The 26,778-nt window shown below is 69.0% G+C and carries 27 protein-coding genes; 15 read left to right on the top strand and 12 right to left on the bottom strand.

Going from position 1 to position 26,778, the window contains the following annotated elements:
- From AC07OH_RS16535 to mnhG, 8 genes are all read left to right on the top strand, one after another.
- On the top strand, window positions 1–267 hold a 267-nt coding region (locus tag AC07OH_RS16535), incomplete at its 5' end, for a TRAP transporter large permease subunit (RefSeq protein ID WP_495301410.1).
- Between the two features lie 25 nt (window positions 268–292).
- Complete coding sequence (gene crcB / locus AC07OH_RS16530) at window positions 293–679, top strand: fluoride efflux transporter CrcB (RefSeq protein WP_062468679.1); 387 nt, start codon at window positions 293–295, stop codon at window positions 677–679.
- A gap of 76 nt (window positions 680–755) precedes the next feature.
- Entirely contained in the window at window positions 756–3,722 is a 2,967-nt protein-coding gene (locus AC07OH_RS16525; RefSeq protein ID WP_495301409.1) for a monovalent cation/H+ antiporter subunit A, read from the top strand.
- Window positions 3,722–4,072, top strand: a complete 351-nt coding sequence (locus AC07OH_RS16520; RefSeq protein WP_139701839.1) for a Na+/H+ antiporter subunit C — start codon at window positions 3,722–3,724, stop codon at window positions 4,070–4,072. The genes AC07OH_RS16525 and AC07OH_RS16520 overlap by 1 nt, the downstream gene beginning before the upstream one ends.
- Entirely contained in the window at window positions 4,069–5,775 is a 1,707-nt protein-coding gene (locus AC07OH_RS16515; protein ID WP_495301408.1) for a monovalent cation/H+ antiporter subunit D, read from the top strand. Before AC07OH_RS16520 ends, AC07OH_RS16515 begins: the two co-directional genes overlap by 4 nt.
- Window positions 5,772–6,263 (top strand): Na+/H+ antiporter subunit E, encoded by a 492-nt coding sequence (locus AC07OH_RS16510; RefSeq protein WP_489062474.1) that lies wholly within the window; start codon window positions 5,772–5,774, stop codon window positions 6,261–6,263. Before AC07OH_RS16515 ends, AC07OH_RS16510 begins: the two co-directional genes overlap by 4 nt.
- Entirely contained in the window at window positions 6,260–6,538 is a 279-nt protein-coding gene (locus tag AC07OH_RS16505; protein WP_062468691.1) for a K+/H+ antiporter subunit F, read from the top strand. The genes AC07OH_RS16510 and AC07OH_RS16505 overlap by 4 nt, the downstream gene beginning before the upstream one ends.
- Entirely contained in the window at window positions 6,535–6,885 is a 351-nt protein-coding gene (mnhG, locus tag AC07OH_RS16500) for a monovalent cation/H(+) antiporter subunit G (RefSeq protein WP_495301407.1), read from the top strand. Before AC07OH_RS16505 ends, mnhG begins: the two co-directional genes overlap by 4 nt.
- Window positions 6,886–6,909: 24 nt before the next feature.
- On the opposite strand, the gene AC07OH_RS16495 is transcribed toward mnhG, so the two are convergent.
- A complete protein-coding gene (locus tag AC07OH_RS16495) occupies window positions 6,910–7,905 on the bottom strand; it encodes an ABC transporter substrate-binding protein (protein ID WP_167394993.1) in 996 nt (331 codons plus the stop codon).
- Between the two features lie 120 nt (window positions 7,906–8,025).
- On the opposite strand from AC07OH_RS16495, the gene AC07OH_RS16490 reads away from it, so the two are divergent.
- The 6 genes from AC07OH_RS16490 to AC07OH_RS16465 all read left to right on the top strand — a co-directional run bounded on the left by AC07OH_RS16490 (window position 8,026) and on the right by AC07OH_RS16465 (window position 13,363).
- Complete coding sequence (locus AC07OH_RS16490; RefSeq protein ID WP_495301406.1) at window positions 8,026–8,715, top strand: TetR family transcriptional regulator; 690 nt, start codon at window positions 8,026–8,028, stop codon at window positions 8,713–8,715.
- Between the two features lie 80 nt (window positions 8,716–8,795).
- Window positions 8,796–9,608 (top strand): ABC transporter permease, encoded by an 813-nt coding sequence (locus AC07OH_RS16485; protein ID WP_495301405.1) that lies wholly within the window; start codon window positions 8,796–8,798, stop codon window positions 9,606–9,608.
- Complete coding sequence (locus AC07OH_RS16480; RefSeq protein WP_495301404.1) at window positions 9,605–10,654, top strand: NAD-dependent epimerase/dehydratase family protein; 1,050 nt, start codon at window positions 9,605–9,607, stop codon at window positions 10,652–10,654. Before AC07OH_RS16485 ends, AC07OH_RS16480 begins: the two co-directional genes overlap by 4 nt.
- Window positions 10,655–10,664: 10 nt before the next feature.
- The gene (locus tag AC07OH_RS16475) at window positions 10,665–11,495 is read left to right on the top strand and encodes a GNAT family N-acetyltransferase (RefSeq protein WP_495301403.1); all 831 of its coding nucleotides are present in this window, start codon (window positions 10,665–10,667) and stop codon (window positions 11,493–11,495) included.
- Between the two features lie 12 nt (window positions 11,496–11,507).
- Window positions 11,508–12,575, top strand: a complete 1,068-nt coding sequence (locus AC07OH_RS16470) for a dihydrodipicolinate synthase family protein (protein ID WP_495301402.1) — start codon at window positions 11,508–11,510, stop codon at window positions 12,573–12,575.
- A complete protein-coding gene (locus AC07OH_RS16465; RefSeq protein ID WP_495301401.1) occupies window positions 12,572–13,363 on the top strand; it encodes an ABC transporter ATP-binding protein in 792 nt (263 codons plus the stop codon). The genes AC07OH_RS16470 and AC07OH_RS16465 overlap by 4 nt, the downstream gene beginning before the upstream one ends.
- A gap of 25 nt (window positions 13,364–13,388) precedes the next feature.
- Here AC07OH_RS16465 and AC07OH_RS16460 read toward each other — a convergent pair whose 3' ends face one another.
- The 7 genes from AC07OH_RS16460 to AC07OH_RS16430 all read right to left on the bottom strand — a co-directional run bounded on the left by AC07OH_RS16460 (window position 13,389) and on the right by AC07OH_RS16430 (window position 21,050).
- Entirely contained in the window at window positions 13,389–14,411 is a 1,023-nt protein-coding gene (locus AC07OH_RS16460; protein WP_062468715.1) for an XdhC family protein, read from the bottom strand.
- Window positions 14,412–14,427: 16 nt separating this feature from the next.
- Entirely contained in the window at window positions 14,428–15,090 is a 663-nt protein-coding gene (locus AC07OH_RS16455) for an SRPBCC family protein (protein ID WP_495301400.1), read from the bottom strand.
- Window positions 15,091–15,124: 34 nt separating this feature from the next.
- Window positions 15,125–16,339 carry a vWA domain-containing protein gene (locus AC07OH_RS16450; RefSeq protein WP_495301399.1) on the bottom strand — a complete coding sequence of 405 codons (1,215 nt, stop codon included), beginning with the start codon at window positions 16,337–16,339 and terminating at the stop codon, window positions 15,125–15,127.
- Window positions 16,340–16,361: 22 nt separating this feature from the next.
- Complete coding sequence (locus tag AC07OH_RS16445) at window positions 16,362–17,264, bottom strand: AAA family ATPase (RefSeq protein ID WP_487850187.1); 903 nt, start codon at window positions 17,262–17,264, stop codon at window positions 16,362–16,364.
- A 64-nt stretch (window positions 17,265–17,328) separates the two neighbouring features.
- The gene (locus AC07OH_RS16440; protein WP_495301398.1) at window positions 17,329–18,120 is read right to left on the bottom strand and encodes an FAD binding domain-containing protein; all 792 of its coding nucleotides are present in this window, start codon (window positions 18,118–18,120) and stop codon (window positions 17,329–17,331) included.
- A gap of 34 nt (window positions 18,121–18,154) precedes the next feature.
- Entirely contained in the window at window positions 18,155–20,539 is a 2,385-nt protein-coding gene (locus tag AC07OH_RS16435; RefSeq protein ID WP_492677888.1) for a xanthine dehydrogenase family protein molybdopterin-binding subunit, read from the bottom strand.
- A gap of 13 nt (window positions 20,540–20,552) precedes the next feature.
- A complete protein-coding gene (locus AC07OH_RS16430; RefSeq protein WP_099795899.1) occupies window positions 20,553–21,050 on the bottom strand; it encodes a (2Fe-2S)-binding protein in 498 nt (165 codons plus the stop codon).
- Between the two features lie 190 nt (window positions 21,051–21,240).
- Here AC07OH_RS16430 and AC07OH_RS16425 point away from each other — a divergent pair, with 190 nt between their 5' ends.
- Entirely contained in the window at window positions 21,241–22,380 is a 1,140-nt protein-coding gene (locus tag AC07OH_RS16425; RefSeq protein ID WP_495301425.1) for a helix-turn-helix domain-containing protein, read from the top strand.
- Window positions 22,381–22,390: 10 nt separating this feature from the next.
- On the opposite strand, the gene AC07OH_RS16420 is transcribed toward AC07OH_RS16425, so the two are convergent.
- From AC07OH_RS16420 to AC07OH_RS16405, 4 genes are all read right to left on the bottom strand, one after another.
- The gene (locus AC07OH_RS16420; protein ID WP_354347468.1) at window positions 22,391–22,768 is read right to left on the bottom strand and encodes a nuclear transport factor 2 family protein; all 378 of its coding nucleotides are present in this window, start codon (window positions 22,766–22,768) and stop codon (window positions 22,391–22,393) included.
- A gap of 91 nt (window positions 22,769–22,859) precedes the next feature.
- Window positions 22,860–24,353, bottom strand: a complete 1,494-nt coding sequence (locus AC07OH_RS16415; protein WP_495301397.1) for a M81 family metallopeptidase — start codon at window positions 24,351–24,353, stop codon at window positions 22,860–22,862.
- A complete protein-coding gene (locus tag AC07OH_RS16410; protein ID WP_495301396.1) occupies window positions 24,350–25,498 on the bottom strand; it encodes an ABC transporter substrate-binding protein in 1,149 nt (382 codons plus the stop codon). The genes AC07OH_RS16415 and AC07OH_RS16410 overlap by 4 nt, the downstream gene beginning before the upstream one ends.
- Complete coding sequence (locus tag AC07OH_RS16405) at window positions 25,495–26,775, bottom strand: Zn-dependent hydrolase (protein WP_495301395.1); 1,281 nt, start codon at window positions 26,773–26,775, stop codon at window positions 25,495–25,497. The genes AC07OH_RS16410 and AC07OH_RS16405 overlap by 4 nt, the downstream gene beginning before the upstream one ends.
- Window positions 26,776–26,778 lie beyond the last annotated feature (3 nt).

Below are 26,778 nucleotides of genomic sequence, written 5' to 3'. Positions count from 1 at the left end.
GTGGTGCTGCCGATGATCCAGAAGGCGGGCTTCGACCTGGTCTGGTTCGGCATCTTCATCGTGCTGCTGGTCGAGATCGCCGAGGTCACGCCGCCCGTGGGCTTCAACCTGTTCGTGCTGCAGAACATGACAGGCAAGGACAGCAACGTGATCGCCAAGGCCGCGATTCCGTTCTTCTTCTGTCTCGTGCTGTGCATCGCGCTGATCACGCTGTTCCCGGGTATCGTCACGATCCTGCCCGACCTGGTGATGGGCAAGGAGAAATGACAGTGCGACGACGACAAGGGAACGGATGCCTCCTCTATTGCCGGTTCTAGCGATCTGCGTGGGCGCCTCGTGCGGCGCCCTCGCCCGCTGGGGCCTGGGCCTGTGGCTCAACACCGGCGGCCCCGTGCCCTACGGCACGCTGGCCGCCAACCTCGTGGGCGGCTACCTCGTCGGCGTGGCGGTGGCCGTCTTCCAGGCGCTGCCGCAGCTCGACCCGGTGTGGCGCCTGCTGCTCATCACCGGCTTCCTCGGCGGCCTGACGACCTTCTCGAGCTTCTCGGCCGAAGTGGTCGCGCTGCTGCTCGGCGGACGCCCCTTGCTGGCGCTGGGCACCGGCCTGCTGCACCTGTGCGGCTCACTGGTGCTGACCTGGCTGGGCATTCGCAGCGTGCAGCTCGTGCTGGCTTCGTGACAGCGAAAAAACTGCTCGACCTCCTGCGGTTATAGACAGGGGTTCTCCAGAGGGTCGGTCGATAGAATCGACCCCAATGCCCCTCGCCCTTCTCGTCGCACTCCCCTTTCTTGCCAGCGTGCTGGCCGCGTTGATGCCGTCCAACGCGCGCAACCGGGAGTCGACCCTTGCAGGGCTCGTCGCATTGGGCTGTGCCATCCAGGTCGCATGGCTCTTTCCGCAGATCGCACACGGCAACGTGCTGCGCCAGGAAATCGAGTGGCTCCCCGCCCTCGGCCTGAACCTCGTGTTCCGCCTCGACGGCTTCGCGTGGCTGTTCTGCATGCTGGTGCTGGGCATCGGCGCGCTGGTGGTGCTCTATGCGCGCTACTACATGTCGGCCTCCGACCCGGTGCCGCGCTTCTTCTCGTTCTTCCTCGCGTTCATGGGCGCGATGATGGGCGTGGTGCTCTCGGGCAACCTGATCCAGATGGTGCTGTTCTGGGAGCTCACCAGCCTGTTCTCCTTCCTGCTCATCGGCTACTGGCACCACCGGCGCGACGCGCGGCGCGGTGCGCGCATGGCGCTCACCGTCACCGGCGCGGGCGGGCTGTGCCTTTTGGCCGGCGTGCTCGTGCTGGGCCGCATCGTCGGCAGCTACGAGCTCGACATCGTGCTGGCCTCGGGCGACATCATCCGCGCGCACGCGCTGTACCCGGTGGCGCTGGTGCTGATCCTGCTCGGCGCGTTCACCAAGAGCGCGCAGTTCCCGTTCCACTTCTGGCTGCCGCGCGCCATGGCCGCGCCCACGCCGGTGTCGGCCTACCTGCACTCGGCCACCATGGTGAAGCTGGGCGTGTTTCTCATGGCGCGCCTGTGGCCCGTGCTCTCGGGCACCGAGCAATGGTTCTGGATGGTCGGCGGCGCGGGCGCGATCACGCTGCTGCTGGGCGGCTTCGCGGCGATGTTCCAGCGCGACCTGAAGGCGCTGCTGGCCTACTCGACCATCTCGCACCTGGGCCTCATCACGCTGCTGCTGGGCCTGAACAGCCCGCTGGCGGCGGTCGCGGCCGTCTTCCACGTCATGAACCACGCGACCTTCAAGGCCTCGCTGTTCATGGCGGCCGGCATCATCGACCACGAGACCGGCACGCGCGACATCCGCAAGCTCAGCGGCCTGATGCGGCTCATGCCCATCACGGGCACGCTGGCCATCATCGCCAGCGCCTCGATGGCCGGCGTGCCGCTACTCAACGGTTTTCTCTCGAAGGAAATGTTCTTCGCGGAGACGGTCTTCATCCAGGCCACGCCCTGGATCGATTTCAGCCTGCCGGTCATCGCCACACTCGCGGGCATCTTCAGCGTGGCGTACTCGGCGCGCTTCGTGTTCGACGTGTTCTTCGGCCCGCCCTGCGGCCCCGACGTACCCAAGCCCCCGCACGAGCCACCGCACTGGATGCGCGTGCCGGTCGAGCTGCTGGTGCTGGTGTGCCTGGTGGTGGGCGTGGCGCCGGCCTGGTCGGTCGGCCCGATGCTCGCGGCGGCGGCCACGCCGGTGGTCGGCGGCACGCTGCCCGTCTACAGCCTGGCCGTGTGGCACGGCTTCAACCTGCCGCTGATGATGAGCTTCGTCGCACTGGCAGGCGGCGCCGTGCTCTACCTGCTGCTGCGCCGCCCGCTGGGCAGCGGGCGCCTGGAGCACACGCCGCTGCTGCACCGCTTCGACGGGCAGGTCATCTTCGAACACCTGATCGCGCTGCTGAGCGAAACCGGCCGGCGCAGCCGCCGCCTGTTCGGCACGCGGCGCCTGCAGTGGCAGCTGCTGTGGCTGGTGGTGGTGGCCGTGGCGGGCGCCGCAGCGTCGCTGTGGGCCACGCCGGCCGACCGCGGCACGCGCGAGCTGCTGCCGTTCTCGCCGATGTTCGCGATGACCTGGCTCATCGGCTGCACCTGCGCAGTGGCCGCCGCGTGGCAGGCCAAGTTCCACCGGCTCGCGGCGCTGATGCTGGCCTCGGGCGCCGGGCTGGTCTCGTGCGTCACGTACATCTGGTTCTCGGCCCCCGACCTCGCGCTCACGCAGCTGGTGGTCGAGGCCGTGACCACGGTGTTGATCCTGCTGGGCCTGCGCTGGCTGCCGATGCGCAGCAAGGATGTGGTGCAGCCCGCGCGCATGCGGCTGCGGCCCTGGGGCCGGCGCGGGCGCGACCTGCTGGTGGCCACCGTCGCCGGCTGCGGCATGGCGGCACTGGCCTGGGCCCTGATGACGCGCACCTTCCCGCAGAGCATCTCGCCCTTCTTCCTCGAACGCGCGCTCACCGAAGGCGGCGGCACCAACGTGGTCAACGTGATGCTGGTCGACTTCCGCGGCTTCGACACCTTCGGCGAGATCACCGTGCTGGGCATCGTGGCGCTCACCGTGTATGCGCTGCTGCGGCGCTTCCGCCCGGCCATCGAATCGATGGCGCTGCCGATCCAGCAGCGCCTGCAGGTCGACGACGGCAGCAGCGACCTGCTGAACCCGCGCCGCGCCACCGACTCCGCCATCGGCTACCTGATGGTGCCGGCCGTGCTGGTGCGCCTCGTGCTGCCGGTGGCCGCGCTGGTGTCGGTGTATTTCTTCATGCGCGGCCACAACGCGCCCGGCGGCGGTTTTGTCGCGGGGCTGGTGATGTCGGTCGCGCTGGTGCTGCAGTTCATCGTCTCGGGCACCGAGTGGGTGGAAGAGCACCTGCGCATCTACCCGCGCCGCTGGATCGCCATCGGCCTGCTGTTCGCGCTCGCCACCGGCGGCGGTGCCATCGCGTTCGGCTACCCGTTCCTGACCACGCACACCGCGCACCTGCACGTGCCGCTGCTGGGCGACATGCACGTGCCCAGTGCCCTCTTCTTCGACATCGGCGTGTTCGCGCTGGTGCTCGGCGCCACCATGCTGATCCTGACCGCGCTGGCCCACCAGTCCATCCGAAGCCATCGCTGGGCCGACGAACAAGAAGAGAAAGAAGCGCAGGCGCGCGCCGCCGCCGAAGCCGAAGAAGCGGCGGCCACCACCGGGGGGGCCCGCTGATGGAAATCGTGCTGGCCATCGCCATCGGCGTGCTCACCGGCTCGGGCGTGTACCTGCTGCTGCGCCCGCGTACCTTCCAGGTCATCATGGGCCTGACGCTCATCTCGTACGCGGTCAACCTGTTCATCTTCAGCATGGGCCGGCTCAAGGTCGACAGCGAGCCGGTGCTGCTCGAAGGCTTCAAGGCCACGCTGGCCAACACGGCCGATCCGATGCCGCAGGCCCTGGTGCTCACGGCGATCGTGATCGGCTTCGCGATGACCGCCCTGTTCCTCGTCGTGATGCTCGCCTCGCGCGGCCTGTCGGGCACCGACCACGTGGACGGTGAAGAGCGGGAGGCGGTGGAATGAACGACCTCTTGCACCTGCTCGACCGCTTCCTTGAGTTCAGCATGCCGCACCTGGTGGCGGTGCCCATCCTCGTGCCCATGCTCACGGCGGCGCTGATGCTGCTGATGAACGAGAACCACCGGCGCACCAAATCCTTCCTCAGCGTGGTCTCGGGCCTGGTGGGCCTGCTGGCCGCGCTCGCGCTGCTGCGCTGGGTGAACGCGGCCGACACCGGCGGCGGCCCGGGCTCCATCGGCGTGTACCTGCCGGGCAACTGGCGCGCGCCCTTCGGCATCACGCTGGTGGCCGACCGGCTCTCGACCATGATGGTCGCGCTCACGGGCGTGGTGGCCTTCGCGGCGTCGATCTATTCGACCTCGCGTTGGGACCGCGCGGGGGTGCACTTTCATCCGCTGCTGCAGCTGCAGCTCATGGGCCTGAACGGCGCCTTCCTCACGGGCGACCTGTTCAACCTGTTCGTGTTCTTCGAGGTGATGTTGGCGGCCTCGTACGGCCTGCTGCTGCACGGCTCGGGCCGGCTGCGCGTGCGCGCCGGGCTGCACTACATCGCGATCAATCTCGCGGCCTCGTCGCTGTTCCTGATCGGCGCGGCCATCCTGTACGGCGTGACCGGCACGCTCAACATGGCCGACCTGGGCGCACGCATCGCCGAGCTGGCGCCGGGCGACCGCGGCCTCGTGCACGCAGCGGCGGCCATCCTGGCCACTGCGTTCTTCGCCAAGGCGGGTGCCTGGCCGCTCAACTTCTGGCTGGTGCCGGCCTACAGCGCGGCCGTGTCGCCGGTGGGGGCGGTGTTTGCGCTGCTCACCAAGCTCGGCGTGTACACCGTGCTGCGCCTGTGGACCGTGCTGTTCGCGCCCGACACCGGCGCCTCGGCCGCCTTCGGGCAGGCCGCGCTGGTGAGCGTCGGGCTGGCCACGCTGTTCGTCGGCGCCATCGGTATCGTCGGCACGCAGCGGCTGTCGAACCTCGCGGGCTACAGCGTGCTGGTGTCGGCGGGCACGCTGCTGGCCGCCATCGGGCTGGGCGAGCCGGCCGTGTGGGCCGGCGCGCTGTACTACATGCTGAGTTCCACGCTCGCGGTGGCGGCCTTCTTCCTGCTGATCGACATGATTGAGCGCTGGCGCAACGCGGGCATGAGCGTCGCGCCGCACGAGGCGGCGGGCAACGCCCCTTTCCTGGCCGAAGACCTGCGCGCGCTCGACGACGTGAACCTCGACGACGACGCCCAAGCGCTCTACGGCCGCGCCATTCCGGCCGGCGTGGCCTTTCTGGGCCTGAGCTTCATGCTCTGCACCCTGCTGCTGGCGGGCCTGCCGCCGCTCTCGGGCTTTGTCGGCAAGTTCGCGATGCTCTCGGGCCTGCTCGACAGCAAGGTCGTCACCACGGTGGGCTGGACCTTCCTCGGGCTGCTGATCGTCTCGGGCTTTCTCTCGCTGATCGCACTGAGCCGCACCGGCATCCGCCATTTCTGGACGCAGCCCCACGCCACCATGCCCTCGCTGCCCGCGCTCGAGGTGCTGCCGGTGGCGGCCCTGCTCGCAGCCTGCGTCGCGCTCACCGTCTGGGCCGAGCCCGTGATGCAGCACGCCCAGGCCACCGCCGGCGGGCTGCGCACGCCCACCGCATACCGCGAGGCCGTGCTCGGCGCCAAGCAGAAGCCCAACCCGGTGCCCGCGAAGAAAGAGGAGGCCAAGCCATGAAGCGCTTGATGCCTTCCCCACCGCTGTCGTTCGCGCTGTTCGTCATCTGGCTGCTGCTCAACCAGTCGCTCGAAGCGGCCACGCTGCTGTCGGCCGCGGTGCTCGCCATTGCCGTGCCGCTGATCACCAAGGGCCTGCGGCCTGCCAGGGTGCGCATGCGCCGGCCCGGCGTGGCGCTGCGGCTGTCGTTCCTCGTCACCTTCGACATGCTGAAGTCGGCGTACGACGTGGCGCGGCTGCTGCTCACGCACCGCACCGCCGACATCTCGTCGCACTTCGTGCAGATTCCGCTCGACATGCGCGACCCCAACGGCCTCGCCGTGCTCGCGATGATCATGTGCCTCACGCCCGGCACCGCCTGGGGCGAAGTCTCGTTCGATCGCACCACGCTGCTGATCCACGTGTTCGACCTCGAGGACGACGCGGCCTTCATCGCCCTGATCAAGACCCGCTACGAACGTCCGCTGATGGAGATTTTCGAATCATGACGCCTGTTCTCTTCTGGGCCCTGAAGGCCGCGCTCTTCCTGCTGGCCGTGGCGATGCTGTGCGCCCTGTTCCGCCTGCTGGCCGGCCCGTCCGCGCAAGACCGCGTGATGGCGCTGGACTGCCTCTACATCAACGGCATGCTGATGATGCTGGTGCTGGGCATCAACTACGCGAGCAGCGTGTACTTCGAGGCGGCGATGCTGGTGGCGCTGTTCGGCTTCGTGGGATCGACCTCGATCGCCAAGTTCCTGCTGCGCGGGGAGGTCATCGAATGAGCGGCACTGCCCTGCCCCTGTGGGCCGAGATCATCACCGCCGTGTTCGCGGTGCTGGGCGCGGCCTTCGCGGCCATCGGCTCCTTCGGCCTGGTGCGCCTGCCCACCTTCTTCCGCCGCATCCATGCGCCCACGCTGGGCGCCACGGTGGGCGCGTGGTGCCTGACGGTGGCCACCATCGCCTACTTCTCGGTGCAGGGCTTCAGCCTGTTCCTGCACGCGATGCTGATCGTGCTGTTCATCGTGCTGACGGCGCCGATCACCACCATCTTCCTGATGCGTGCTGCCCTCTTCCGCGAACGGCAGAAGGGCAACACGAAAGTGCCGCCCTCCTCCGAGTCGCGCTGAAGCGGCTTCTTCCTTCTCCTTGCCTCAGTTGGGCGCCATGCGCACGCCCTTGTCGAGGAACTCGTTGGTGAACAGCGTCGCCGGGTCGTAGGCCTTGTCGATGCCGATCAGTGAGGACACGAGCTCGTAGTCGGCCTTCACGCGCGCACCGTCGAAGGCGCCGAGTGCCACCTTGGTGGTGGTGTCGTCGCGCATCAACTGCTTGATGCGATTCCACTGGTCGCGCTGGTTGTCGGGCGTGAGGCCGCTCACGCTGGCCTGCAGCGCCTGCAGGCAGGGCTCGAAGCTCTTCACGCAGGCGTCGTAGGCGCGCTGGGTCACGGCCACGAACTTCTTCACCTGGCCGGGGTTCTTCGCGAGGTACGGGCCGTTCACGATCAGCGAGTTGCCGTACACGTTCACGCCCGCGTCGCGCCACGGCTGGAAGCCCAGGTCGGCGCCGAACTCGCGCGCCTTCAGGTCGTGCTCGTTGTAGAAGTCGCTGATGATGTCGACCGACTTGCTCTTCAGCGCCGCCACCTTGGCCTGGGGGCTCACGTTGACGAAGGTCACGCTGGCCGGGTCGAGCCCCACCTTCTTGGCGAAGGCCGGCCACATGAGGCGCGCGGCGTCGCCGGGCGGGTTGCCGATCTTGCGGCCCGCGAAGTCCTTGGGCCCGTTGATGCCCGAGGACTTGAGCCAGTAGAAGCCCTGCGGGCTGTTGGCGTAGATGACCATCACGGCCTTCACGTCGGCGCCCTTGCCCTTGGCCTGGATCGTGGTGGGCAGGTCGGAAATGCCCAGGTCGCTGCCGCCGGTGCCCACGCGCTGCGCCGACACGGCCGAGCCCTTGCCGGCCTCGATGTTCAGGTCGATGCCCGCCTCGGTGTACCAGCCCTTGGCCTTCGCAAAATAGATCGGCGCATGATCGGCCGTGGGTGTCCAGTTGAGCATCAGGCTCATGGCATCGGCCGCGAACGCGGCAGGGGCCGAGGCCATGAGCAAGGCGGTGGCGCCGGCGGCCGACAACAGCTTTTTCATGCGGAACACTCCAAAAGAAGGTAAAAACAGGTCCTGAAATTCATATTACCAACTGTTTGGTTGACAGGCAATCCAGATCATCCAGACTGCGCTGCCCCTGCCGGGAGAATCAAAAACACCATGACCGCCACCAAGCCCGCGAGCCCCGCCAACCCCGCCCGCACCGCCGTCGCCACGAAACGCGAGCGCGACCCCGTCGCCGCCAAGCAGGCACTCATCTCTGCCGCGGTGGCCGAGTTCGCCACCAAGGGCTTCGCGGGCGCGCGCGTCGACGAGATCGCCGCCAACGCCGGGGTCAACAAGCAGCTCGTGTACCACTACTTCGACAGCAAGCAGGGGCTGTACCTGGTGGCGCTCGAATCGGTCTATGCCGAGATCCGCGAGAAGGAACAGAAGCTCACGCTCGACGAACTCGAGCCGTTGGAAGCCATGAAGCAGCTGGTGGCCTTCTCGTTCGACTACCTGGCCGAGCACCCCGAGTTCATCGCGCTGCTGGCCGACGAGAACCGCAACCACGGCGCGCACCTGCGCGAGTCGGAGCGGCTGCAGAAGATGCACTCGCCCTTCATCGAGATGCTCGAAGCCACGCTCAAGCGCGGCGTGGCGGCCGGTGTGTTCCGGCCCGACTTCGATGCGATCAACCTCTACATCTCGATCGCCGGCATCTCGTATTTCTTCTTCTCCAACAACCACACGCTGTCGGCCATCTTCGGCAAGCCGCTCGATGCGCGCGGCGCGCTGCTGCAGCGGCGCCGGCACGTGATCGAGTTCGCGCTCAATGCCTTGCGGCCCGACAAAGCTGTCGCATGAAAATTATCAACTAGTTGGTTGACTCGGGTCGTGGCGACTCCTATGATTCGCCGCATTGCTTCCTAGACCCAGGAATTGAGATGACGGCACCTGATGGCGCTCTGGCGCCCCCCGCACCTGCGCTCTTGTCGGGCGAGCGCCCCGAATGGCAGCGCTGGGCCCTCGTGGTCGCGGTGCACCTGGCGGGCATCGCGCTGTGGGAGCTGGCGGTGCGGATCTTCGCGATCCAGCCCTTCATCCTGCCGGCGCCCTCGAAGGTGCTGGCCACGCTGGCCAACCCGAACTACAGCTGGCTCAAGAACACCGGCGTCACCGCGCTCGAAGTGTTCGGCGGCTACGCGCTGGGCCTGGTGCTCGGCATTCTTTGCGCCCTGCTCTTCATCACCAGCAAGCGGCTGATGCTGCTGGTGTTTCCGCTGCTGGTCACGCTCAACATGATCCCGAAGGTGGCGATGGGGCCGCTGGTGATCGTGTGGTTCAGCTACGGCATCGGGCCGAACATCCTCATCACGTTCAGCCTGTGCTTCTTCCCGATCCTGCTGACCACCATCCGCGGCCTGAACGAGACCGAGCCCGAGCTGCTCGACCTCGTGCGCGCGCTCAAGGGCTCGCGCTGGCAGCTGTTTCGCTACATCCAGCTGCCGGGCTCGCTGCCGTACGTGTTCTCGGGCATGAAGGTCGCCACCATCCTCGCCGTGGCGGGCGCGGTGGTGGGCGAGTTCATTGCCTCGGAACGCGGCCTGGGCTATCTGATGATCCAGGTCCAGGCCTCGCTGGACACGCCCGCGGTCTTCATGGCCGTGCTGCTCATCACGGGCCTGGGCGTGCTGCTCTATCTGCTGGTGCTTCTGCTGGAGCACCTCTTCATCACCCAGGACGCAAGAATCCAATGACCTCCACGCCTGTCCTCGACGACCTGCCCTTTCCCGAGCGCTTCGAGAGCGAAGCCGCGCTTGAAGACTACCTGGCCACGCCCTCGCGCGACCTCGTGCGCGACATGGCCCGCCTCGACGGCGACCTGATGATCCTCGGCGTGGGCGGCAAGATGGGCCCCACGCTGGCCCGCCTTGCGAAGAACGCCATGCCCGGTCGCCGCGTGATCGCCGTCGCCCGTTTCAGCGAAGCCGGCGTGCGCGAAGCGCTCGAAGCGCACGGCATCGAGACCCTCGCCTGCGACCTGCTCGACCGCGCCGCCATCGCCGCGCTGCCGCCGTGCGCCAACGTGGTCTTCATGGCCGGGCGCAAGTTCGGCGCCGACGCCGACAACCCGCTGACCTGGGCCATGAACGCGCACGTGCCGGCGCTGGTGGCCGAGCACTTCCACGCCTCGCGCATCGTCGCCTTCTCGACCGCCTGCGTGTACCCCTTCGTGCCCGTGACCGGCCAGGGCGCGAGCGAGAGCGACGCGCCCAACCCGCCCGGCGAATACGCCAACTCGTGCGTGGGCCGCGAGCGCATGTTCGAGTACTTCTCGCAGCGCCACGGCACGCCCGGGCGGCTGTTCCGCCTGAGCTACGCCATCGACCTGCGCTACGGCGTGCTGGCCGACGTGGCACTCAAGGTGTGGCGCGGCGAACCGGTCGACGTGACCATGGGCCACGTCAACGTGATCTGGCAGGGCGACGCGAATGCGCAGGCGCTGCGCTGCCTCGCGGCGGCCACCGTGCCGACCTCGCCGCTCAACGTGAGCGGGCCCGAGACGACGTCGATCCGCTGGCTCGCGGAAGAGTTCGCGCGCCAGTTCGGCAAGCCCGTGACGATCGCCGGTCAAGAAGCACCGACCGCGTGGCTCATGAACACCGGCGAGGCCGAACGGCTGTTCGGCTATCCGCGCGTACCGCTGGCACAGCAGATCCGATGGGTTGCTGACTGGATCTCACGCGAGCAACGCCAGTACGGCAAGCCCACCAAGTTCGAATCGCGCGACGGCAAGTACTGAGCCCATGACCATGCCCGCCGTCGACACCCTTGCATCGATCACGCCCGGCATCGCCCCGATGCTCGACGCGCTGGTCGCCGCGAGCGGCTGGAACCAGACCGCGCACGACTGGCGGCTGTTCGAGCGGCTCGGTACGGTGCATGGCGTGCGTGACGGTGAAGGCCAGCTCATCGCCAGCGGCGCGGTGCTGCCGATGGAAGGCGTGGCCTGGATCAGCATGATCCTCGTGATGCCCGCCGCGCGCGGACAAGGCCTGGGCCGCGCGGTGTTCGCGCGCTGCCTCGACCAGGTGAAGACCGCCGGCCTCGTCGCCATGCTCGACGCCACGCCGCAGGGCGAGCCGCTCTATGCGAGCTTCGGCTTCACGCCGCTGTGGCGCCTCACGCGCTGGCAGCGCGAGGCCGCACCCGCCACCACATCGCTCGCCACCGACAAGCCGGCGCTCCACAGCCTGGCCGCACTCGACGCACAGGCGCTGGGTTTCGCGCGCTCCGCCGTGCTCGCCGACCTGCTCGGCCGCGAGGACAGTCGCTGCGTGCGCAACGGCCTGGGCTTCGGCCTCGTGCGCACAGGCCGCACCGCGCACCACATCGGGCCGTTGCTGTCGTCCGATGAGGCCACGGCCGCCGCGCTGCTGACGCAGGCCGCACGCGGCATCGACGGCCGCATCTACATCGACGTGCCCGACGACCGCAAGGCCATGACCGCCGCATTGCGCGCCGCCGGCTTCACACCGCAGCGCGGCTTCGCACGCATGGCGCTGGCCACGCGCGAGGGCGCGCGGCCGCCCATCGGACACCCCGCCTTCATCCACGCCATCGCCGGCCCCGAGTTCGCCTGAGGACCTTCGCCCATGCCACTGAACCGCTCCGACCTTCCCGCCGACGTGCTTGCGCTGCTGTCGCAAGGCACCGTCATCCCGGCGCATCCGCTCGCACTCGACGCGCATCGCCAGCTCGACCGCCAGCGCCAGCGCGCGCTCACGCGCTACTACGTCGATGCCGGCGTGGGCGGCCTCGCGGTGGGCGTGCACACCACGCAGTTCGCGATCCGCGAGCGCGGCCTGTACGCCACCGTGCTCGAGGCCGCGATGCAGGACCGCCTGGCATGGAACGACCGCCCGATGGCGATGGTCGCCGGGCTGTGTGGCCCGACCGCGCAGGCGCAGGCCGAGGCGCGCACCGCCGTGGCTCTCGGCTATCACGCAGGCCTGCTGAGCCTGGCTGCGCTGGCCGGCTCGTCGGAAGACGCGCTCATCGCCCATTGCGAGGCGGTGGCGCAGGAGATTCCGCTGATCGGCTTCTACCTGCAGACCGTGGTCGGCGGCCCGATCCTGTCGAGCGACTTCTGGCGCCGCTTCGCGCTCATTCCCAACGCGCTGGCGATCAAGGTTGCGCCCTTCAACCGCTACCGCAGCATCGACGTGGTGCGCGGGCTGGTCGATGCACGCGCCGAGGAGCGCGTGTTCCTCTACACCGGCAACGACGACCACATCGTGCTCGACCTGGCGCTGCCCTTTGCCGCGATGCGCGACGGCGCGCCCGTGCAGGTGCGCTTTCGCGGCGGCTTGCTGGGCCACTGGTCGGTGTGGACGTCGAGCGCGGTGCACCAGCTGCAGCAGATCAAGGCCGAGCTGGCCGCCAGTGGCGGCGCACTGAGCCCCAACCTGCTCGCACTCGATTCGCGCGTGACCGACTGCAACGCCGCGTTCTTCGACGTGGCGAACAACTTCCACGGCTGCATCGCGGGCTGCCATGAGGTGCTGCGGCGCCAGGGTCTGCTCGAAGGCATCTGGTGCCTCGATCCCGAAGAAGGTTTGGGCCAGGGGCAGTCGGCGGAAATCGACCGCGTCTACCACCAGCATGGCGACCTCTCCGACGACGCCTTCGTGCGCGACAACCTGGCGCGGTGGCTCGCATGAGCGCCGTGCTGCAACCGCAGGAGTCGGCGCCGCTGATCCGCATGCGGCAGCTGCGCAAGGTCTACCGCAAGCGCAACGAAGAATTCCTCGCCGTCTCCGACGTCACGATGGACGTGCATGCGGGCGACATGATCTCGCTGGTCGGCCCCTCGGGCTGCGGCAAGTCGACGCTGCTGAAGATCCTGTCGGGCCTGCACGGCCACGACGGCGGCACGCTCGAGATCGGCGGCCCCGGTGGCGCGGGCTTCAACCCGGGCCGCGACGTCGGCATGGTGTTCCAGCAGCCACTGCTGCTGAAGTGGCGCACCATCCTGGAGAACGTGCTGCTGCCCGCCGACATCCTCGGGCTGGACCGCAAGGCCGCCAAGGCGCGCGCACACGAGCTGCTCGACATGGTCGGCCTCACGGGCTTCGCCGACAAGCTGCCCTACGAACTCTCGGGCGGCATGCAGCAGCGCGCGGCCATCGCGCGCGCGCTCATCCACGACCCGAAGCTGGTGCTGATGGACGAACCCTTCGGCGCGCTCGACGCGCTCACGCGCGAGAAGATGAACCTGGAGATGCTGCGCATCTGGGAGCGCAGCCGCAAGACCTTCATCGTGGTCACGCACAGCATCCAGGAGGCGGTGTTCCTGGGCTCGCACTGCGCCGTGCTCACGGCCGGGCCGGCGCGCATGGCCGACTTCTTCCGCATCGAGCTGCCCGAGCCGCGCAAACTGCACGTGAAGACCAGCCCCGAGTTCGGCGAGTACGTGCGCCGCATCTACGACCTGCTGGGCGTGGACTGAGCCCCGCGCAGCAGGTCGGTTCAGCTCAGCTGGGTTGCAGCTGCTGGATTTCCTTGGCACGCGCCACTTCGACTTCGCGCGGCAAGGTCACCGCGTTCTTCACCGCCAGAATTTCCGCCATCACGCTCACCGCGATCTCGGGCGGCGTCTTGCTGCCGATGAAGATGCCGATGGGCCCGCGCAGGCGCGCGAGCGACTCGGCCGTCTGGTCGAAGTGCTCGATCATGCGGTCGCGCCGCGCGTCGGCGTTGCGGCGCGAACCGATGGCACCCACGTAGAAGGCCTCGCTCTGCAGCGCTTCGAGCAGCGCGAGGTCGTCCAGCTTGGGGTCGTGCGTGAGTGCGACCACGCAGCTGCGGCGATCGGGCTTGAAGGCCAGCACGGCGTCGTCGGGCATCTCGGTGGTGATCGTCACGCCGGACAGCGTCCACGCGGTGCGGTACTCGGCGCGTGGGTCGCACAGCGTCACGGCGAAGCCGCTGAACTTGGCCATGGTCGCGAGGTACTCGGCGAGCTGGCCGGCGCCGATGAGCAGCATGCGGTACTCGGGGCCGAAGGTGTTGGTGAGCTCGGTGTCGTTCACCGTGAGCTCGTCGGGCGCGGTCGCCTCGGCCAGCCGCACCGCGCCGGTGGCCAGCGTCACCGTGCGGCGCATGAGCTTGCCGCGTTCGAGCTCGGCGACCAGCGTGTCGAGCGCGTCGGCGTCGGGCGCGTATTCGAGCAGCAGCTCAAGCGTGCCGCCGCAGGGCAGCCCGAAGCGGTGCGCCTCGTCGGCCGTGATGCCGTACTTGACGAGCGCGGGCGGCGCGCCCAGCGGCACGTCTTCGCCCTTGCCGTGGGCGTGGCTGTAGCGCGCGATCAGATCGTCCTCGATGCAGCCGCCCGAGACCGAGCCGACCACGGCGCCGTCCTCGGCCAGCGCCATGATCGAGCCCACGGGCCGCGGCGACGAGCCCCAGGTGCGCACCACGGTGGTCAGCAGCGCGCGCTTGCCGGCACGCCGCCAGTCGCGCAGCGTGCGCAGCACCATGACGTCGAGGTTTTCCATGGCAGGGCCCTGTGCGTCAGGCGGCATCGCCCGGGGTGGCGGCGTCCTTGGCGTCCTCGCCGTCCTTCTTGCCGAAGCCCATCTTCTTCATGAGGCCCGACATCACGCCGGCCTTCTCGGCGGGTGCCTCGGCCGTCGCTTCCGCGGGCGGTGCGGGCGGCGGGCCGTAGCGGCTTTGCATCTCGGCCTCGAAGCGCTTGAAGAAATCGTCGGCGGTGGACTTGGCCGCGCCGTCGATCAGGCGCTGGCCGAGCTGGGCGATCTTGCCGCCGACCTGGGCCTGCACGGTGTAGTCGAGTTCGCAGCCGGCAGGGGTCGGAGCCACGGGGGCGGCTTCGGCAGCAGGTGCGCCCTCTGCGATGGGTGCGCTGTCGGCCACGGCCACCGGCTTGAGCGACACGCTCGACGAGCCCTTGGCAAACCCCGCCACGCCGCCCTGCCCCTCGAAGGTGAGCTTGTAGCCGTCGGGCGCGACGATGTCCGACAGCATCACCTTGCCGCTGAACTTGGCCGACACCGGGCCGATCTTCACGGCCAGCGCCACGCTGTAGGTGTTGTCGCCCGTGAGCTCGAACTTGTCGCAGCCGGGGATGCACTTCTTGAGCGTCTCGGGATCGTTGAGCGCGTCCCAGGCCTGTTGTTGGGTGACGCCGAGGCGGCGGTTTCCGAGCATTTCCATGGTGGGTTTCCTTTGTTCCTTCCTGAGTCCGGTCCTAGCGACTGGCGCGCATCAGCGCGGCCAGGCTGGCGGCCAGCTGTTCGAGTGCATTCAGATTGTGGACCGCCAGCATCGCGTCCGCATGGCGGTGCAGCACGGCGGCCCCACGCGCCAGAGGGGCGTAGCCCTCGAAGCGCAGCAGCGGGTTGAGCCACAGCAGCCGGCGCGAATGCCGCTGGAGCCACTGCAGCTCGGTCTCAAGCTGCGCGGGCTCGCCGGTGTCGAGGCCGTCGCTGATCACCAGCACCAGCGTGCGGCGGCCGATGAGCCGGCGCGCATGCGACTGGCGCAACTCGGTCAGCGAACCGCCCAGCCGCGTGCCGCCCGCGAAGTCGTCGATGGCCAGGCTGGCGGCTCCCAGCATGGCGTCGGTGTCGGCCAGCCGGAAGGCCGGCGTGAGGTCGGTCAGCCGCGTGCCGAAGGCGAACACGTCGCGCCGGCCGGCGCGCCGCGTGGCGGCATGCAGAAAGGCCAGCAGCAGGCGCGCGTAGCGCTCCATCGAGCCCGACACGTCGACCAGCACCAGCAGCGGCAAAGGCTGTTCACGCCGCGACAGCCGGGGCAGGCGCAGGATCTCGCCACCCGTGCGGGCCGCCTCGTGCAGCACGCCGGGCCAGTGCATGCGGGCGTGCGCGCTGCCCGCATCGCCGGCCGGGCGCAGGCGGCGCGTGGGCAGCCGGGGCACCGGCAGCGTGATGTCGCGCGCCAGCCGCTCGACCAGCCGGTACTCGGCCGCACCGAGCGCGTTGAAGTCGGCATGCTGCAGTCGCTGGCGGTCGCTGGCCGTCATGGCGGCGTCGAACTTGATCTCCTCGTCGGGCTTCGTCGGTGCTGCGGGCTTCACGGCATCGCGCGGCGGGCTCAGCGCCTCGCGCACGCGCGGGCGGCGTTTGGAGGGCTCGGCCTTGCCTTCGGCGCTGGGCAGCATCTGGGCGAGCAGCTTGTTGGCCAGTTCGGGGTCGCGAAACCACGCGTCGAAGAGTTCACGGAACACCAGGCGGTCCTGCTCACGGCTGACCATCACGGCTTCCATCGCGGCGCTCAGGTCGAGCTTGTCTTCGACGCCGACCAGCGTGACCGCCTCGGTCGCGAGCGCGATGCGCATGGCATCGGTGCGCACGCCGGCGCGGCGCAGTGCGCGGCCGAAGGCGGCGATGTTGCCTGCCAGCTTGCCGCTGCGAACGTCGCCGAGTTGCTGGATGCCGGCCATGTAGGTGCTGCCTCGGCCTCGCTTAGGTGGCGAGCGGTTCCTCGGGCCTCAGCAGATCGGAGGCCAGCTCGTGCGTCAGCGCCGCCACGTCGTCGCGCTGCTTGAAGAGGATGCCGGCGGTGTCGACGACCACTTCGGGGTCAAGTTCGACGGTGTCGAGCGCAATGAGCGCCCGCGCCCACTCCACGCTTTCGGCGATGCCGGGCGCGCGCTGGAAGGCGTTGACGAACGGCGCCGAGCGCAGCCGCGCGACGAATGCCGCCACCTGCGCCGACAGCACCTCGCCGGCCTGCGGCACCTGCGCGCGCACGATGGCCAGCTCGCGCTCGCGCTCGGGGTAGTCGAGCCAGTGGTAGAGGCAGCGCCGCTTCACGGCGTCGTTGAGTTCGCGCGTGCGGTTGCTGGTGAGCAAGGTGACCGGCGGCACCACGGCGCGCACAGTGCCCAACTCGGGAATGCTGACCTGGTACTCGCCCAGGTACTCGAGCAGGAAGGCTTCGAAGGGCTCGTCGGCGCGGTCGACCTCGTCGATCAGCAGCACCGAACCGGGCGCCGGCGTCTGCAACGCCTGCAGCAGCGGGCGGCGGATCAGGTAGTGCGGCTGGTAGACCTCGGCCTCCACGTCGCGCGCCGCACCCGTGGCTTCGGCCGCGCGCATGTGCAGCAGCTGCGCGGCGTAGTTCCATTCATAGAGCGCCTCGCGCTGCTCCATGCCGTCGTAGCACTGCAGGCGCAGCAGCTCGCGGTTCAGGGCCGTCGACAGCGCCTTGGCCAGCTCGGTCTTGCCGACGCCGGGCTCGCCTTCGAGCAGCAGCGGGCGCTGCAGCTTGAGCGCGAGGAACACCGCAGTGGCCAGGCGGCGGTCGGCAAAGTAGCCGGCCTGCCGCAAGCCGTCGGAAAGGGCGTCGATGGTCGGGAAGATCATGGGCAAGCGTAGCGGAAGACGCGAGGCTGTCGCGCCTTCCGGTGGGCGGCGGCGCTGGGCTGCTTCAGCCGAGTGCTTTGGTCACGGCGCGCTGCGTCAGCACGCTGATCAGGTTCGCGCGGTAGGCGGCCGAGGCGTGCAGGTCGCTGTTCAGGTCGCTCGCGTCGATCTTCACGGCCGCGGCGGACGCGGCGGTGAAGCTCTTGTTGAGCGCATCTTCGAGCCCGGCATGGCGGAACACGCCGTTGCCCGCGCCGGTGACGGCCACGCGCACGCCGCTGTCGTACTGCGCCAGGAAGATGCCGACCAGCGGGAAGTTGGAGGCCTTCTGGCGCAGCTTCTCGTACACCGCGCGCTTCGGGATCGGGAAGCGGATGGCGACGATCAGCTCGTCTTCTTCGAGCGCCGTGGTGAACAGGCCCTGGAAGAAGTCGTCGGCCACAATTTCGCGCTTCGAGGTGACGATGGTCGCGCCCGAGGCCAGCACCGCGCTCGGGTAGCACGCCGCCGGGTCGTTGTTGGCCACCGAGCCGCCGACGGTGCCCATCGCGCGCACCTGCCGGTCGCCGATGCGCGACGCGAGATCGGCCAGTGCGGGGTACGCGGCCTTCACGTCGGCGTTGTTCGCCACGTCGAGGTGACGGGACATGGCGCCGACGGTGATCGCGCCGCCATCCTTCTTGATGCCGGTGAGTTCCTTGATGCCGCTGAGGTCGACGAGCTGTTCAGGCGCCGACAGCCGCAGCTTCATCGAGGCCAGCAGGGTCTGTCCGCCGGCCAGTGGCTTGCCGCCCGCAGCGATCAGCCGGGTGGCATCTGCCACGCTGGCGGGCCGTTCGAGTGTGAAGGCATACATGGGGTGATTCCTTCTCTGTTATTTCTTGTGTCGTTCAGGGCTTGGCGGCGGCCTGCATCGCTTCCCAGACGCGGCTGGACGAAGCGGGCATGTCGAAATCCTTGACGCCCAGCGGCGCCAGCGCGTCGAGCACGGCGTTGATGACCGCCGGCGGCGACCCGATGGCGCCCGCCTCGCCGCAGCCCTTGGTGCCCAGCGGGTTGTGGGTGCAGGGGGTGCAGACGGTGTCGAGCTTGAACTGCGGGAAGTCGCCGGCGCGCGGCATGGCGTAGTCCATGAAGCTGCCGGTGAGCAGCTGGCCGGTTTCGTTGTCGTAGACGCAGTTCTCGAGCAGCGCCTGGCCGATGCCCTGCACCAGCCCGCCGTGCACCTGGCCCTCGACGATCATCGGGTTGATGATGGTGCCGAAGTCGTCCACCGCGGTGAAGCGGTCGACCTTGACTTCGCCGGTCTCTTTGTCGATCTCGACCTCGCAGATGTAGGTGCCACCCGGGAAGGTGAAGTTGGTCGGGTCGTAGAAGGCGGTTTCGTTCAGGCCGGGCTCGAGCTTGTCGAGCGGGTAGTTGTGCGGCACGTAGGCCGTGAGCGCGACCTGGCCGAACGGGATCTTCTTGTCGGTGCCCTTGACCGTGAACTCGCCGTTGGCGAACTCGATGTCGGCGTCGCTCGCCTCCATCAGGTGCGCGGCGATCTTCTTGGCCTTGGTCTCGATCTTGTCGAGCGCCTTCATGATGGCCGCGCCGCCCACCGAGATCGAACGCGAGCCGTAGGTGCCCATGCCGAAGGGCACGCGGCCGGTGTCGCCGTGCACCACGTCGACGTTCTCGACCGGAATGCCCAGGCGCGCGGCCACGACCTGCGCGAAGGTGGTTTCATGGCCCTGGCCGTGGCTGTGCGAACCGGTGAACACCGTCACGCTGCCGGTCGGGTGCACGCGGATCTCGCCGCACTCGAACAGGCCTGCGCGCGCGCCGAGCGCCCCCGCGATGTTCGACGGCGCGATGCCGCAGGCCTCGATGTAGCTCGAATAGCCCATGCCGCGCAGCTTGCCCTTGGCCTCGGTCGCCGCCTTGCGCGCGGCATAACCGTCGACCTCGGCCAGCACCCGCGCCTTGTCCATGCAGGCATGGAAGTCGCCGGTGTCGTACTGCAGCGCCACGGGTGTCTGGTACGGGAAGCTGGTGATGAAGTTGCGCTTGCGGATCTCGTCCTGGCCCAGGTTCATTTCCCAGGCGCAGCGCGACACCAGCCGCTCCAGCAGGTAGGTGGCCTCGGGCCGCCCGGCCCCGCGGTACGCATCGACCGGCGAGGTGTTGGTGAACCAGGCATCGACCTCGACGTAGATCTGCGGCGTGGTGTACTGGCCCGCCAGCAGCGTGGCGTACAGGATGGTCGGCACCGCGGTCGAGAAGGTCGACAGGTAGGCGCCCAGGTTGGCGTCGGTGTGCACGCGCATGGCCAGGAACTTGCCGTCCTTGTCCATCGCCATTTCGGCGTGGCTCACGTGGTCGCGGCCGTGGGCATCCGACAGGAAGCACTCCGAGCGTTCCGCCGTCCACTTGATGTTGCGGTTGAGCTGCTTGGCGGCCCAGGTCAGGCACACGTCTTCGGCGTACAGGAAGATCTTGGAGCCGAAGCCGCCGCCCACGTCGGGCGCGATCACGCGCACCTTGTGCTCGGGCAGGCCCAGCACGAAAGCCGTCATGAGCAGGCGCTCGACGTGCGGATTCTGGTTCGAGACGTAGAGCGTGTAGTCGTCGGTGCCGCGGCTGTAGCTGCCGATGGCCACGCGCGGCTCGATCGGGTTGGGAATCAGGCGGTTGTTGACGAGGTCGAGTTGGGTGACGTGCGCCGCCGTGGTGAACACGTTGTCGACCGCCGCCTTGTCGCCCAGCACCCACTTGTAGCACTGGTTGTCGGGCGCCTCGTCGTGCAGCGTGGTGCTGCCGGTCTTCTTTGCGGCATCGGCCACGCTCACGAGCGCGGGCAGCACGTCGTAGTCGACCACCACGGCCTCGGCCGCGTTCTTGGCCTGCTCGACCGTCTCGGCCACCACCATGGCGACGTGGTCACCCACGTAACGCACCTTCTTGATCGCCAGGATCGGATGCATCGGCTCCTTCATGGGGGTGCCGTCGGGGTTGTTGATGAGCCAGCCGCAGGGCAGCCCGCCCATCTTTCCTTCGATGTCCTTGCCGCTGAAGATGCCGACCACGCCGGGCATCTTCGAGGCCTCGGTGATGTCGATCGACTTGATGACGGCGTGCGCGTGCGGCGAGCGCACGAAGACCGCATGGCTCTGGTTGGCCAGCGTGATGTCGTCGGTGTAGTTGCCCGCGCCGGTCAGGAAGCGATAGTCTTCCTTGCGCCGCAGGGCCTCGCCGATGTGCGGCAGGTTGGAGAAGTCGGAAGCACCCATGATGCGGCTCCCTTCAGGCTGCGACGGTGGTCTTGACCGGGGTGCCCGAGGCCATGGCCTCGCCGCCCATCTTCACGGCCTTCACGATGTTCTGGTAGCCCGTGCAACGGCACAGGTTGCCCTCGAGCAGCTCGCGGATTTCCGATTCGCTCGATTTGGGGTGGTGGGTACACAGGTCGATGGCGCTCATGACCATGCCCGGGGTGCAGAAACCGCACTGCAGGCCGTGGCACTCCTTGAAGGCCGCCTGCATGGGGTGCATGGTGCCGTCGGCTTCGGCAATGCCCTCGATGGTGGTGACATCGGCGCCGGCCGCCTGCGCGACCAGGATGTTGCACGACTTGACCGCGCGGCCGTTCAGGTGGACCGTGCAGGCGCCGCACTGGGCGGTGTCGCAGCCGACGTGGGTTCCGGTGAGGTGGAGGTGCTCGCGGATCGCGTGCACAAGGAAGGTGTTCGGTGGGGCGTCGACCGTGACCGGGCGGCCGTTGACCTTGAAAGCGACCTGCATGTGGCTGTCTCCGTGGAAGGTGATGGCTGGTTCTGCGAGGCATCTTGGATGCCACCCTTTCGCACTATCCTAGGCAAAACCCTTGACACTTGCACAGACCGCTGGAAATTCTCAAAATGAAACAGCTTGTCGTCCCGCGAGCCCGGAAAAGCCGCCCGCCCTCCCCGCGCGAAGAAGAATCCACATGATGATGTCCGCTTCCGCCGCCCCACCTCCCGTCGAGCGTTCGTTGGCCATTGCGCAGGCGCGCCGCGACCTGATCGAAGGCGACGGCCCGCGTCCGCGCACCGGCGTGCGGGTCGACCCGGGCATCACCCGCTCGTGGCAGCGCTGCCTCGAGGCCGGCCGCCGGCCCCAGCAGCGCGTGAGCTTCGAGCCCGTGAGCCGCACCGCCAGCCGCGAGGTCACGGAATGCAACCGGGCCCTGGTCACGGCGGCGCGTCCGGTGATCGAAAGGCTCTCGCGCGCCATTGCCGACACCCGCTATTTCGCCATCCTGACCGACGCCCGCGGCATCGTGGTCGACGTGGGTACCCTGCCCGACGGCACCGACCCCGCCGCCCGCTATGCGCGCGACATCGGGCGCATCGGCGTCGACCTGTCCGAAAACGCCATCGGCACCAGCGCCATCGGCACGGCGCTGGCCGAGCAGGAATCGGTGTGGCTGCACCGGGGTGAACACTTCTTTGACGACACCAGTGTGTACAGCTGCGCCGGCGCCCCGCTCTTCGGCCCCCGGGGCGACTGCATCGGCATGCTCGACCTCACGGGCGTGCAGGTGGTCGAGCGGCCCGAGCTGCGCCACCTGGCCACCCTGTCGGCGCGCAGCATCGAGAACCTGCTGGTACAGCGCGAGCCCTGCGAGCTGCTGCTGCGGCTGCTCTGGCCCGGCTGCCCGAGCAGCGAGACCACCGAGGGCCTGCTGTGCATCGACGCCGCCGGCCATGTCACCGGCGCCAACGCGGCCGCCCGACAGATGCTGCACCAGCCGCTGGCCTGCCATCCGGGCGGCCTGCATTTCAACGACCTGTTCGCGCTGCCGCTGCACATGATGTTCGACGCCGCCCGGCGCGGCGACGCCACGCTCGAGGTGCCGCTGTGGTCGGGCCTGCGCGTGCAGGTGCGGGCCCAGCGCGGCGGCAGCGAGCACGGCGACGTACCCGGCGCCGCGACCGACGGCCGCCCCCGCCTGCGCGACGTGGAAACCGCGCTGATCCGCAAGGCGGTGAGCGACGCGCGCGGCAATGTGGCCGAGGCGGCGCGCACGCTGGGCATCAGCCGCGCCACGGTCTACCGCAAGCTCTGGCGCGGCCGGCCGGCGGGCGACTGACCCCACCCTTTCAGGCGCCCACGGGCACGCGGTCGAGGAAGCCCGTCACCACGCGCAGCTTGCCCGCGTCGACCTGCGCGAAGTCGGTGCCCTGGATCAGGTCGTCGGCGCCGCTCGGGCCCAAGGTCCACGAGAAGCGCAGGTTGTCGCCGTGCGCCTCGGCCTTGCCCAGCAGGTGGAAGCGAAAGCCCGGATAGCGCTGGTGCACCGCGCCGACCAGCGCGCTGATCTGCTCGCGGCCGCTGGCCTGCGCCATCGGGTCGACATAGCGGGCGTCGGCGGTCCAGCCGGCGTCGATGAGTGCGGCGCGGCGCGCGGCGTCGGTCTCGTTCCAGACGGCAATGTAGCCCGTGGCGATGGCATGGGCGTCGTGGGCGGCGGTGTTCATGGCGACTGTTCCTTTCGAGGGTTCGACCCGCAACAGCGCGGGGTGAAGGAATGGTCGCGGGGCACGCGCCGCGCGTCGATGACGTGGCAGGTTATGCGGGCGCGTCCATCGACGCGTTCGCATCGAGCGGAAACACCGGCCGGCGCACCTGGCTGAACGGGAACAGGCTGTAGTCCGAACTGGTCACACCCGGGCTGTCGCACTCCACCAGCGCCGCCGACAGCGGCTCGAACACCGGCCGGCAGTACATGCGCGACTTCAGCAGCAGGAAACGCTCCTTGCGCGGGTCGAGCCCGGCGCACTCGAACACGCCGATGTCCCACGGCTCCTGCGTGCGCTCGGTGACGACGATGCGCGCCGCGCCGATGTCGAACAGCACGGTGCGGCCCATGCTGCTGCGCTGGCCGGTGTAGGTGGGGCCGGTGATCACGTACTCGCCGTCGCTGACCGTTCGCACGACGCCCGTCAATTGCACCGGCGTCTTCGTGAGGCCAATGCCTTCCAGCGACACCTTGTTGCCCAGCGCCACCGTCACCTCGGCGCCCTCGCCCGCCGCGACCAGCGCGGCCACCGCCTCGGGGTCGCACAGCGGCCCGACGCCGATGCCGTCCAGGCCCTGCGCCAGCGCCTCCTGCAGCACGTCCATCGTGTCGCAGCTGCCACCCGACATGCAGTTGTCGCCGTGGTCGAGCAGCAGCACCGGGCGCGTGGCGCCGCCGGCGATGAGCTTCGCGCGCGCGACCGATTCGGCCAGCGGCTCGCTGCGGTAGATGAAGGCCTCGCGCTCGGCCCACATCTGCGCCGCGATGCGGTCGGCCGTGGCCTGCGCGCGCGCGGGCGATTGCGCGTCGACCACGATCACGCTCATGCACGGCGCCGTGATGTCCGACAGCGAGAAGCCCGCCAGGATCGACACCGCCAGCGACTCGGATTCCTCCGCCGCGCGCGCCGCCTCGATGGCCCGCTGCATCGCGCCGGTGAACGAGGCGCTGCGCAGCGTGTGCGCCATGAGCGGCAGCTGGCGCCAGCGCATGTGCGGCTGGCTGCGCCCGGCCAGCAGGTCGAACAGCAGGCGGCCGGCGTGCTCGCCGGTCTCGTACATGTCGACGTGCGGGTAGGTCTTGAAGCCGACGATCACGTCGGCGTTCTCCACCATCGCGGGCGTCACGTTGGCATGCAGGTCCAGCGCCACGCCGATCGGCACGCCGGGCGCCACGGCGCGCAGGCGCACCAGCAGGTCGCCTTCGCCGTCGGTGCTGTTCTGCGCCACCATCGCGCCGTGCAGGTCGAGCAGGATGGCGTCGCAGCCCGGCGCCGCATCGACGATGCACTGCGTGAGCGTGGTGTAGGCCTGTGCATCGACCGGCCCGCTCGGGTTGGCCGAGGCCGACACCGGCGTGACGAGCTGCGCGCCGGCCGCTTCGGCCAGGTCGATGAAGGCCGACATCGCGGTGCGCATGCCCTTGTTGTCGGCGTAGGCCTGCGCGCCGAAGGTCGGGCCGTCGGGCCCGAAGGCCGCGAGCGGCGTGGGCACGGGCGAGAAGGTGTTGGTCTCGTGGTTGAGACGGGCGATCAGGACTTTCATTGGGCAAACTTTCCGGCGCTGCCCAGCATGGTGATGTCACCGAAGCTGGAGCCGTTGCGGTTGTCGGGACGGAACGCGACCGTGAAGCCATTCAGGTTCATGGGCGGCGAGTTCTCGATGCTGCGGCGCAGCGACTCGGTGGTGATCGGCCCCTTCACGCGCTGCAGCGATTCCGCAAAGGCCTTGGCCGTGATGTAGCCCTCCAGCCCCAGGTAGGAGCCTTCGCCTTCGCCTTCGCCTTCGCTGCCCGCGGCCTTCCGCGCGCGCTGGTATTCGTCGACGATGGGAAAGCGCGTCTTCCAGAACGGCGGCACCACCTGCGACAGCACGATGCCGCGGCTCTTGTCGCCGAGTTCCTTGTACAGAAGGAACGAGCTCGCCACCGAGTTCGTGTAGATCTGCGGATGGATGGGCGCGGCCACCAGCGAGCGGATGATGTTGATCGCAGGCGTTCCGGCTGCGATGACGTACACCGCCTGTGCCCCGCTCGCGATCACCTGCTGCGCGATGGCGGGATGGTCCTTTTCCTTCGGATCGAAGCGCAGCGACAGCAGGGCCGGCCGCTTGTTCTTCTCGAGCGCGGCCAGCGCGTCCTTCTCGATGCCCTTGCCGTAGGCGTCGTCGCTGGAGACGATGGCGATGCGCGTCAGGCCCACGGTCGTCAGGTGGTTCATCACACGCGAGACCTCGTCGGCATACGACTCCCGCACGTGGAAGATCGGCACCTTCGGCCCGCGCAGCACCGCCGCGCCGGTCAGCCCGCCGAAGATGAAGCTGTCGTACTTCGCCGCCACCGGCACCATGGCCGCGCCGATGCCCGTGCCCATGGTTCCGAACAGGCAGACGACGCGGTCCGTGCCGAGCAGCCTCTCGGCATTGGCCGCGGCCTTCTCGGGGATGTAGGCGTCGTCGTAGGTGATCATCTTGACGGGCCGGCCACCGACGCCGCCCGCCTTGTTCAACTGGTCGAGGAACAGCGTCTGGCCTTCCATGAACGCGAGGCTGTTCGGCGTGAACGGACCGGTGAGCACCGCGGACTGGCCGACCAGGATCGGTTCTCCGGCCGCCAGGGCCGCCGTCGACGCCGTGACCATGCCCATCGCCAGCACGCAGTGAAGGCCGATGCGGCGAAGCGCCGCCCTCACGCGGCCGCTCCCGCGCTCTGCAGCATCGCCTGCAGCAGCACATTGCAGCCGGCCTCGAGGTGGTCGGGCTGCGCGTCCTCGATCTCGTTGTGGCTGATGCCGTCCAGGCAGGGCACGAAGATCATCGCCGCGGGGCACACGCGCGCGAGGTACACGGCGTCATGGCCGGCGCCGCTGATCACGTTCATCCATGTCATGCCCTGGTCCTGCGCAGCCTCGCGCACGGCCGACACCAGCGCGGGCGTGAACGGCTGCGGCGGGAAGTACACGACCTGCTCGGCCGTCGCCTCGACCTTGCCCTTGGTGGCGATGCGCTGCACGGCTTCTTTCAGCGCCGCGTCCATGGCCGACAGCACCACGTCGTCGGCCGCGCGCAGGTCGACGCTGAGCTTCACGCGGCCCGGGATCACGTTGCGCGAGTTCGGGTAGTTATCGATCCAGCCGACCGTGCCGCGCCCGTGCGGCGCATGCGCGAGCGCGATGCGGTTCACCTCGACCACGAGTTCGGCGGCGGCCAGCAGCGCGTCCTTGCGCAGCTCCATCGGCGTGGGGCCGGCGTGGGCTTCCATGCCCTGCACCACCACGTCGTACCAGCGCTGGCCCAGCGCGCCCTCGACCACGCCGATGACGCGTTCGTTGGCTTCGAGCACCGGACCCTGTTCGATGTGCGCCTCGAAGTAGGCGCCGACCGGCGACGCCGCCGCCGAGGCGGGCACGGCGCCCGCATAGCCGATGGCCGACAGCGCCTCGGCCACGCTCACGCCCTCGGTGTCGCGCTGCGCGAGTGCGTGTTCGAGCGTGAAGGCGCCGGCGAACACGCCCGAGCCCATCATCACAGGAACGAAGCGCGAGCCTTCCTCGTTGGTCCACACCGCCACCTCGACCGGCGCCTCGGTGGCGATGCCGGCGTCGTTCAGGCTGCGGATCACTTCGAGCCCCGCAAGCACGCCGTAGTTGCCGTCGAACTTGCCGCCCGTGGGCTGCGTGTCGATGTGGCTGCCGGTGGTGATGGGTGGCAGCGCGTTGTTGCGGCCCGCACGGCGCGCAAAGATGTTGCCGATGGCGTCCACGCGCACCTCGCAGCCGGCCTCGCGCGCCCAGCGCGTGAAGAGGTCGCGGCCCTGGCGGTCCAGGTCGGTGAGCGCGATGCGACACACGCCGCCCTTCTCGGTGGCGCCGAGCTGCGCGAGCTGCATCAGCGAGTCCCAGAGGCGCTGGCCGTTCACGCGCAGGGCGCGCACGTCCGTTGCGGCGGAAAGTTCGTTCGTTGTGTTCATGAT

The organism is Variovorax sp. GW821-FHT10C12 (assembly GCF_059415405.1).
This window is presented reverse-complemented; position numbering and strand designations above follow the sequence as displayed.

Bases quoted from the DNA above. Each gene is read 5' to 3' on its own strand.
- crcB (WP_062468679.1), top strand. From the start codon at position 293: ATGCCTCCTCTATTGCCGGTTCTAGCGATCTGCGTGGGCGCCTCGTGC.
- AC07OH_RS16525 (WP_495301409.1), top strand. From the start codon at position 756: ATGCCCCTCGCCCTTCTCGTCGCACTCCCCTTTCTTGCCAGCGTGCTG.
- AC07OH_RS16520 (WP_139701839.1), top strand. From the start codon at position 3,722: ATGGAAATCGTGCTGGCCATCGCCATCGGCGTGCTCACCGGCTCGGGC.
- AC07OH_RS16515 (WP_495301408.1), top strand. From the start codon at position 4,069: ATGAACGACCTCTTGCACCTGCTCGACCGCTTCCTTGAGTTCAGCATG.
- AC07OH_RS16510 (WP_489062474.1), top strand. From the start codon at position 5,772: ATGAAGCGCTTGATGCCTTCCCCACCGCTGTCGTTCGCGCTGTTCGTC.
- AC07OH_RS16505 (WP_062468691.1), top strand. From the start codon at position 6,260: ATGACGCCTGTTCTCTTCTGGGCCCTGAAGGCCGCGCTCTTCCTGCTG.
- mnhG (WP_495301407.1), top strand. From the start codon at position 6,535: ATGAGCGGCACTGCCCTGCCCCTGTGGGCCGAGATCATCACCGCCGTG.
- AC07OH_RS16495 (WP_167394993.1), bottom strand. From the start codon at position 7,905: ATGAAAAAGCTGTTGTCGGCCGCCGGCGCCACCGCCTTGCTCATGGCC.
- AC07OH_RS16490 (WP_495301406.1), top strand. From the start codon at position 8,026: ATGACCGCCACCAAGCCCGCGAGCCCCGCCAACCCCGCCCGCACCGCC.
- AC07OH_RS16485 (WP_495301405.1), top strand. From the start codon at position 8,796: ATGACGGCACCTGATGGCGCTCTGGCGCCCCCCGCACCTGCGCTCTTG.
- AC07OH_RS16480 (WP_495301404.1), top strand. From the start codon at position 9,605: ATGACCTCCACGCCTGTCCTCGACGACCTGCCCTTTCCCGAGCGCTTC.
- AC07OH_RS16475 (WP_495301403.1), top strand. From the start codon at position 10,665: ATGCCCGCCGTCGACACCCTTGCATCGATCACGCCCGGCATCGCCCCG.
- AC07OH_RS16470 (WP_495301402.1), top strand. From the start codon at position 11,508: ATGCCACTGAACCGCTCCGACCTTCCCGCCGACGTGCTTGCGCTGCTG.
- AC07OH_RS16465 (WP_495301401.1), top strand. From the start codon at position 12,572: ATGAGCGCCGTGCTGCAACCGCAGGAGTCGGCGCCGCTGATCCGCATG.
- AC07OH_RS16460 (WP_062468715.1), bottom strand. From the start codon at position 14,411: ATGGAAAACCTCGACGTCATGGTGCTGCGCACGCTGCGCGACTGGCGG.
- AC07OH_RS16455 (WP_495301400.1), bottom strand. From the start codon at position 15,090: ATGGAAATGCTCGGAAACCGCCGCCTCGGCGTCACCCAACAACAGGCC.
- AC07OH_RS16450 (WP_495301399.1), bottom strand. From the start codon at position 16,339: ATGGCCGGCATCCAGCAACTCGGCGACGTTCGCAGCGGCAAGCTGGCA.
- AC07OH_RS16445 (WP_487850187.1), bottom strand. From the start codon at position 17,264: ATGATCTTCCCGACCATCGACGCCCTTTCCGACGGCTTGCGGCAGGCC.
- AC07OH_RS16440 (WP_495301398.1), bottom strand. From the start codon at position 18,120: ATGTATGCCTTCACACTCGAACGGCCCGCCAGCGTGGCAGATGCCACC.
- AC07OH_RS16435 (WP_492677888.1), bottom strand. From the start codon at position 20,539: ATGGGTGCTTCCGACTTCTCCAACCTGCCGCACATCGGCGAGGCCCTG.
- AC07OH_RS16430 (WP_099795899.1), bottom strand. From the start codon at position 21,050: ATGCAGGTCGCTTTCAAGGTCAACGGCCGCCCGGTCACGGTCGACGCC.
- AC07OH_RS16425 (WP_495301425.1), top strand. From the start codon at position 21,241: ATGTCCGCTTCCGCCGCCCCACCTCCCGTCGAGCGTTCGTTGGCCATT.
- AC07OH_RS16420 (WP_354347468.1), bottom strand. From the start codon at position 22,768: ATGAACACCGCCGCCCACGACGCCCATGCCATCGCCACGGGCTACATT.
- AC07OH_RS16415 (WP_495301397.1), bottom strand. From the start codon at position 24,353: ATGAAAGTCCTGATCGCCCGTCTCAACCACGAGACCAACACCTTCTCG.
- AC07OH_RS16405 (WP_495301395.1), bottom strand. From the start codon at position 26,775: ATGAACACAACGAACGAACTTTCCGCCGCAACGGACGTGCGCGCCCTG.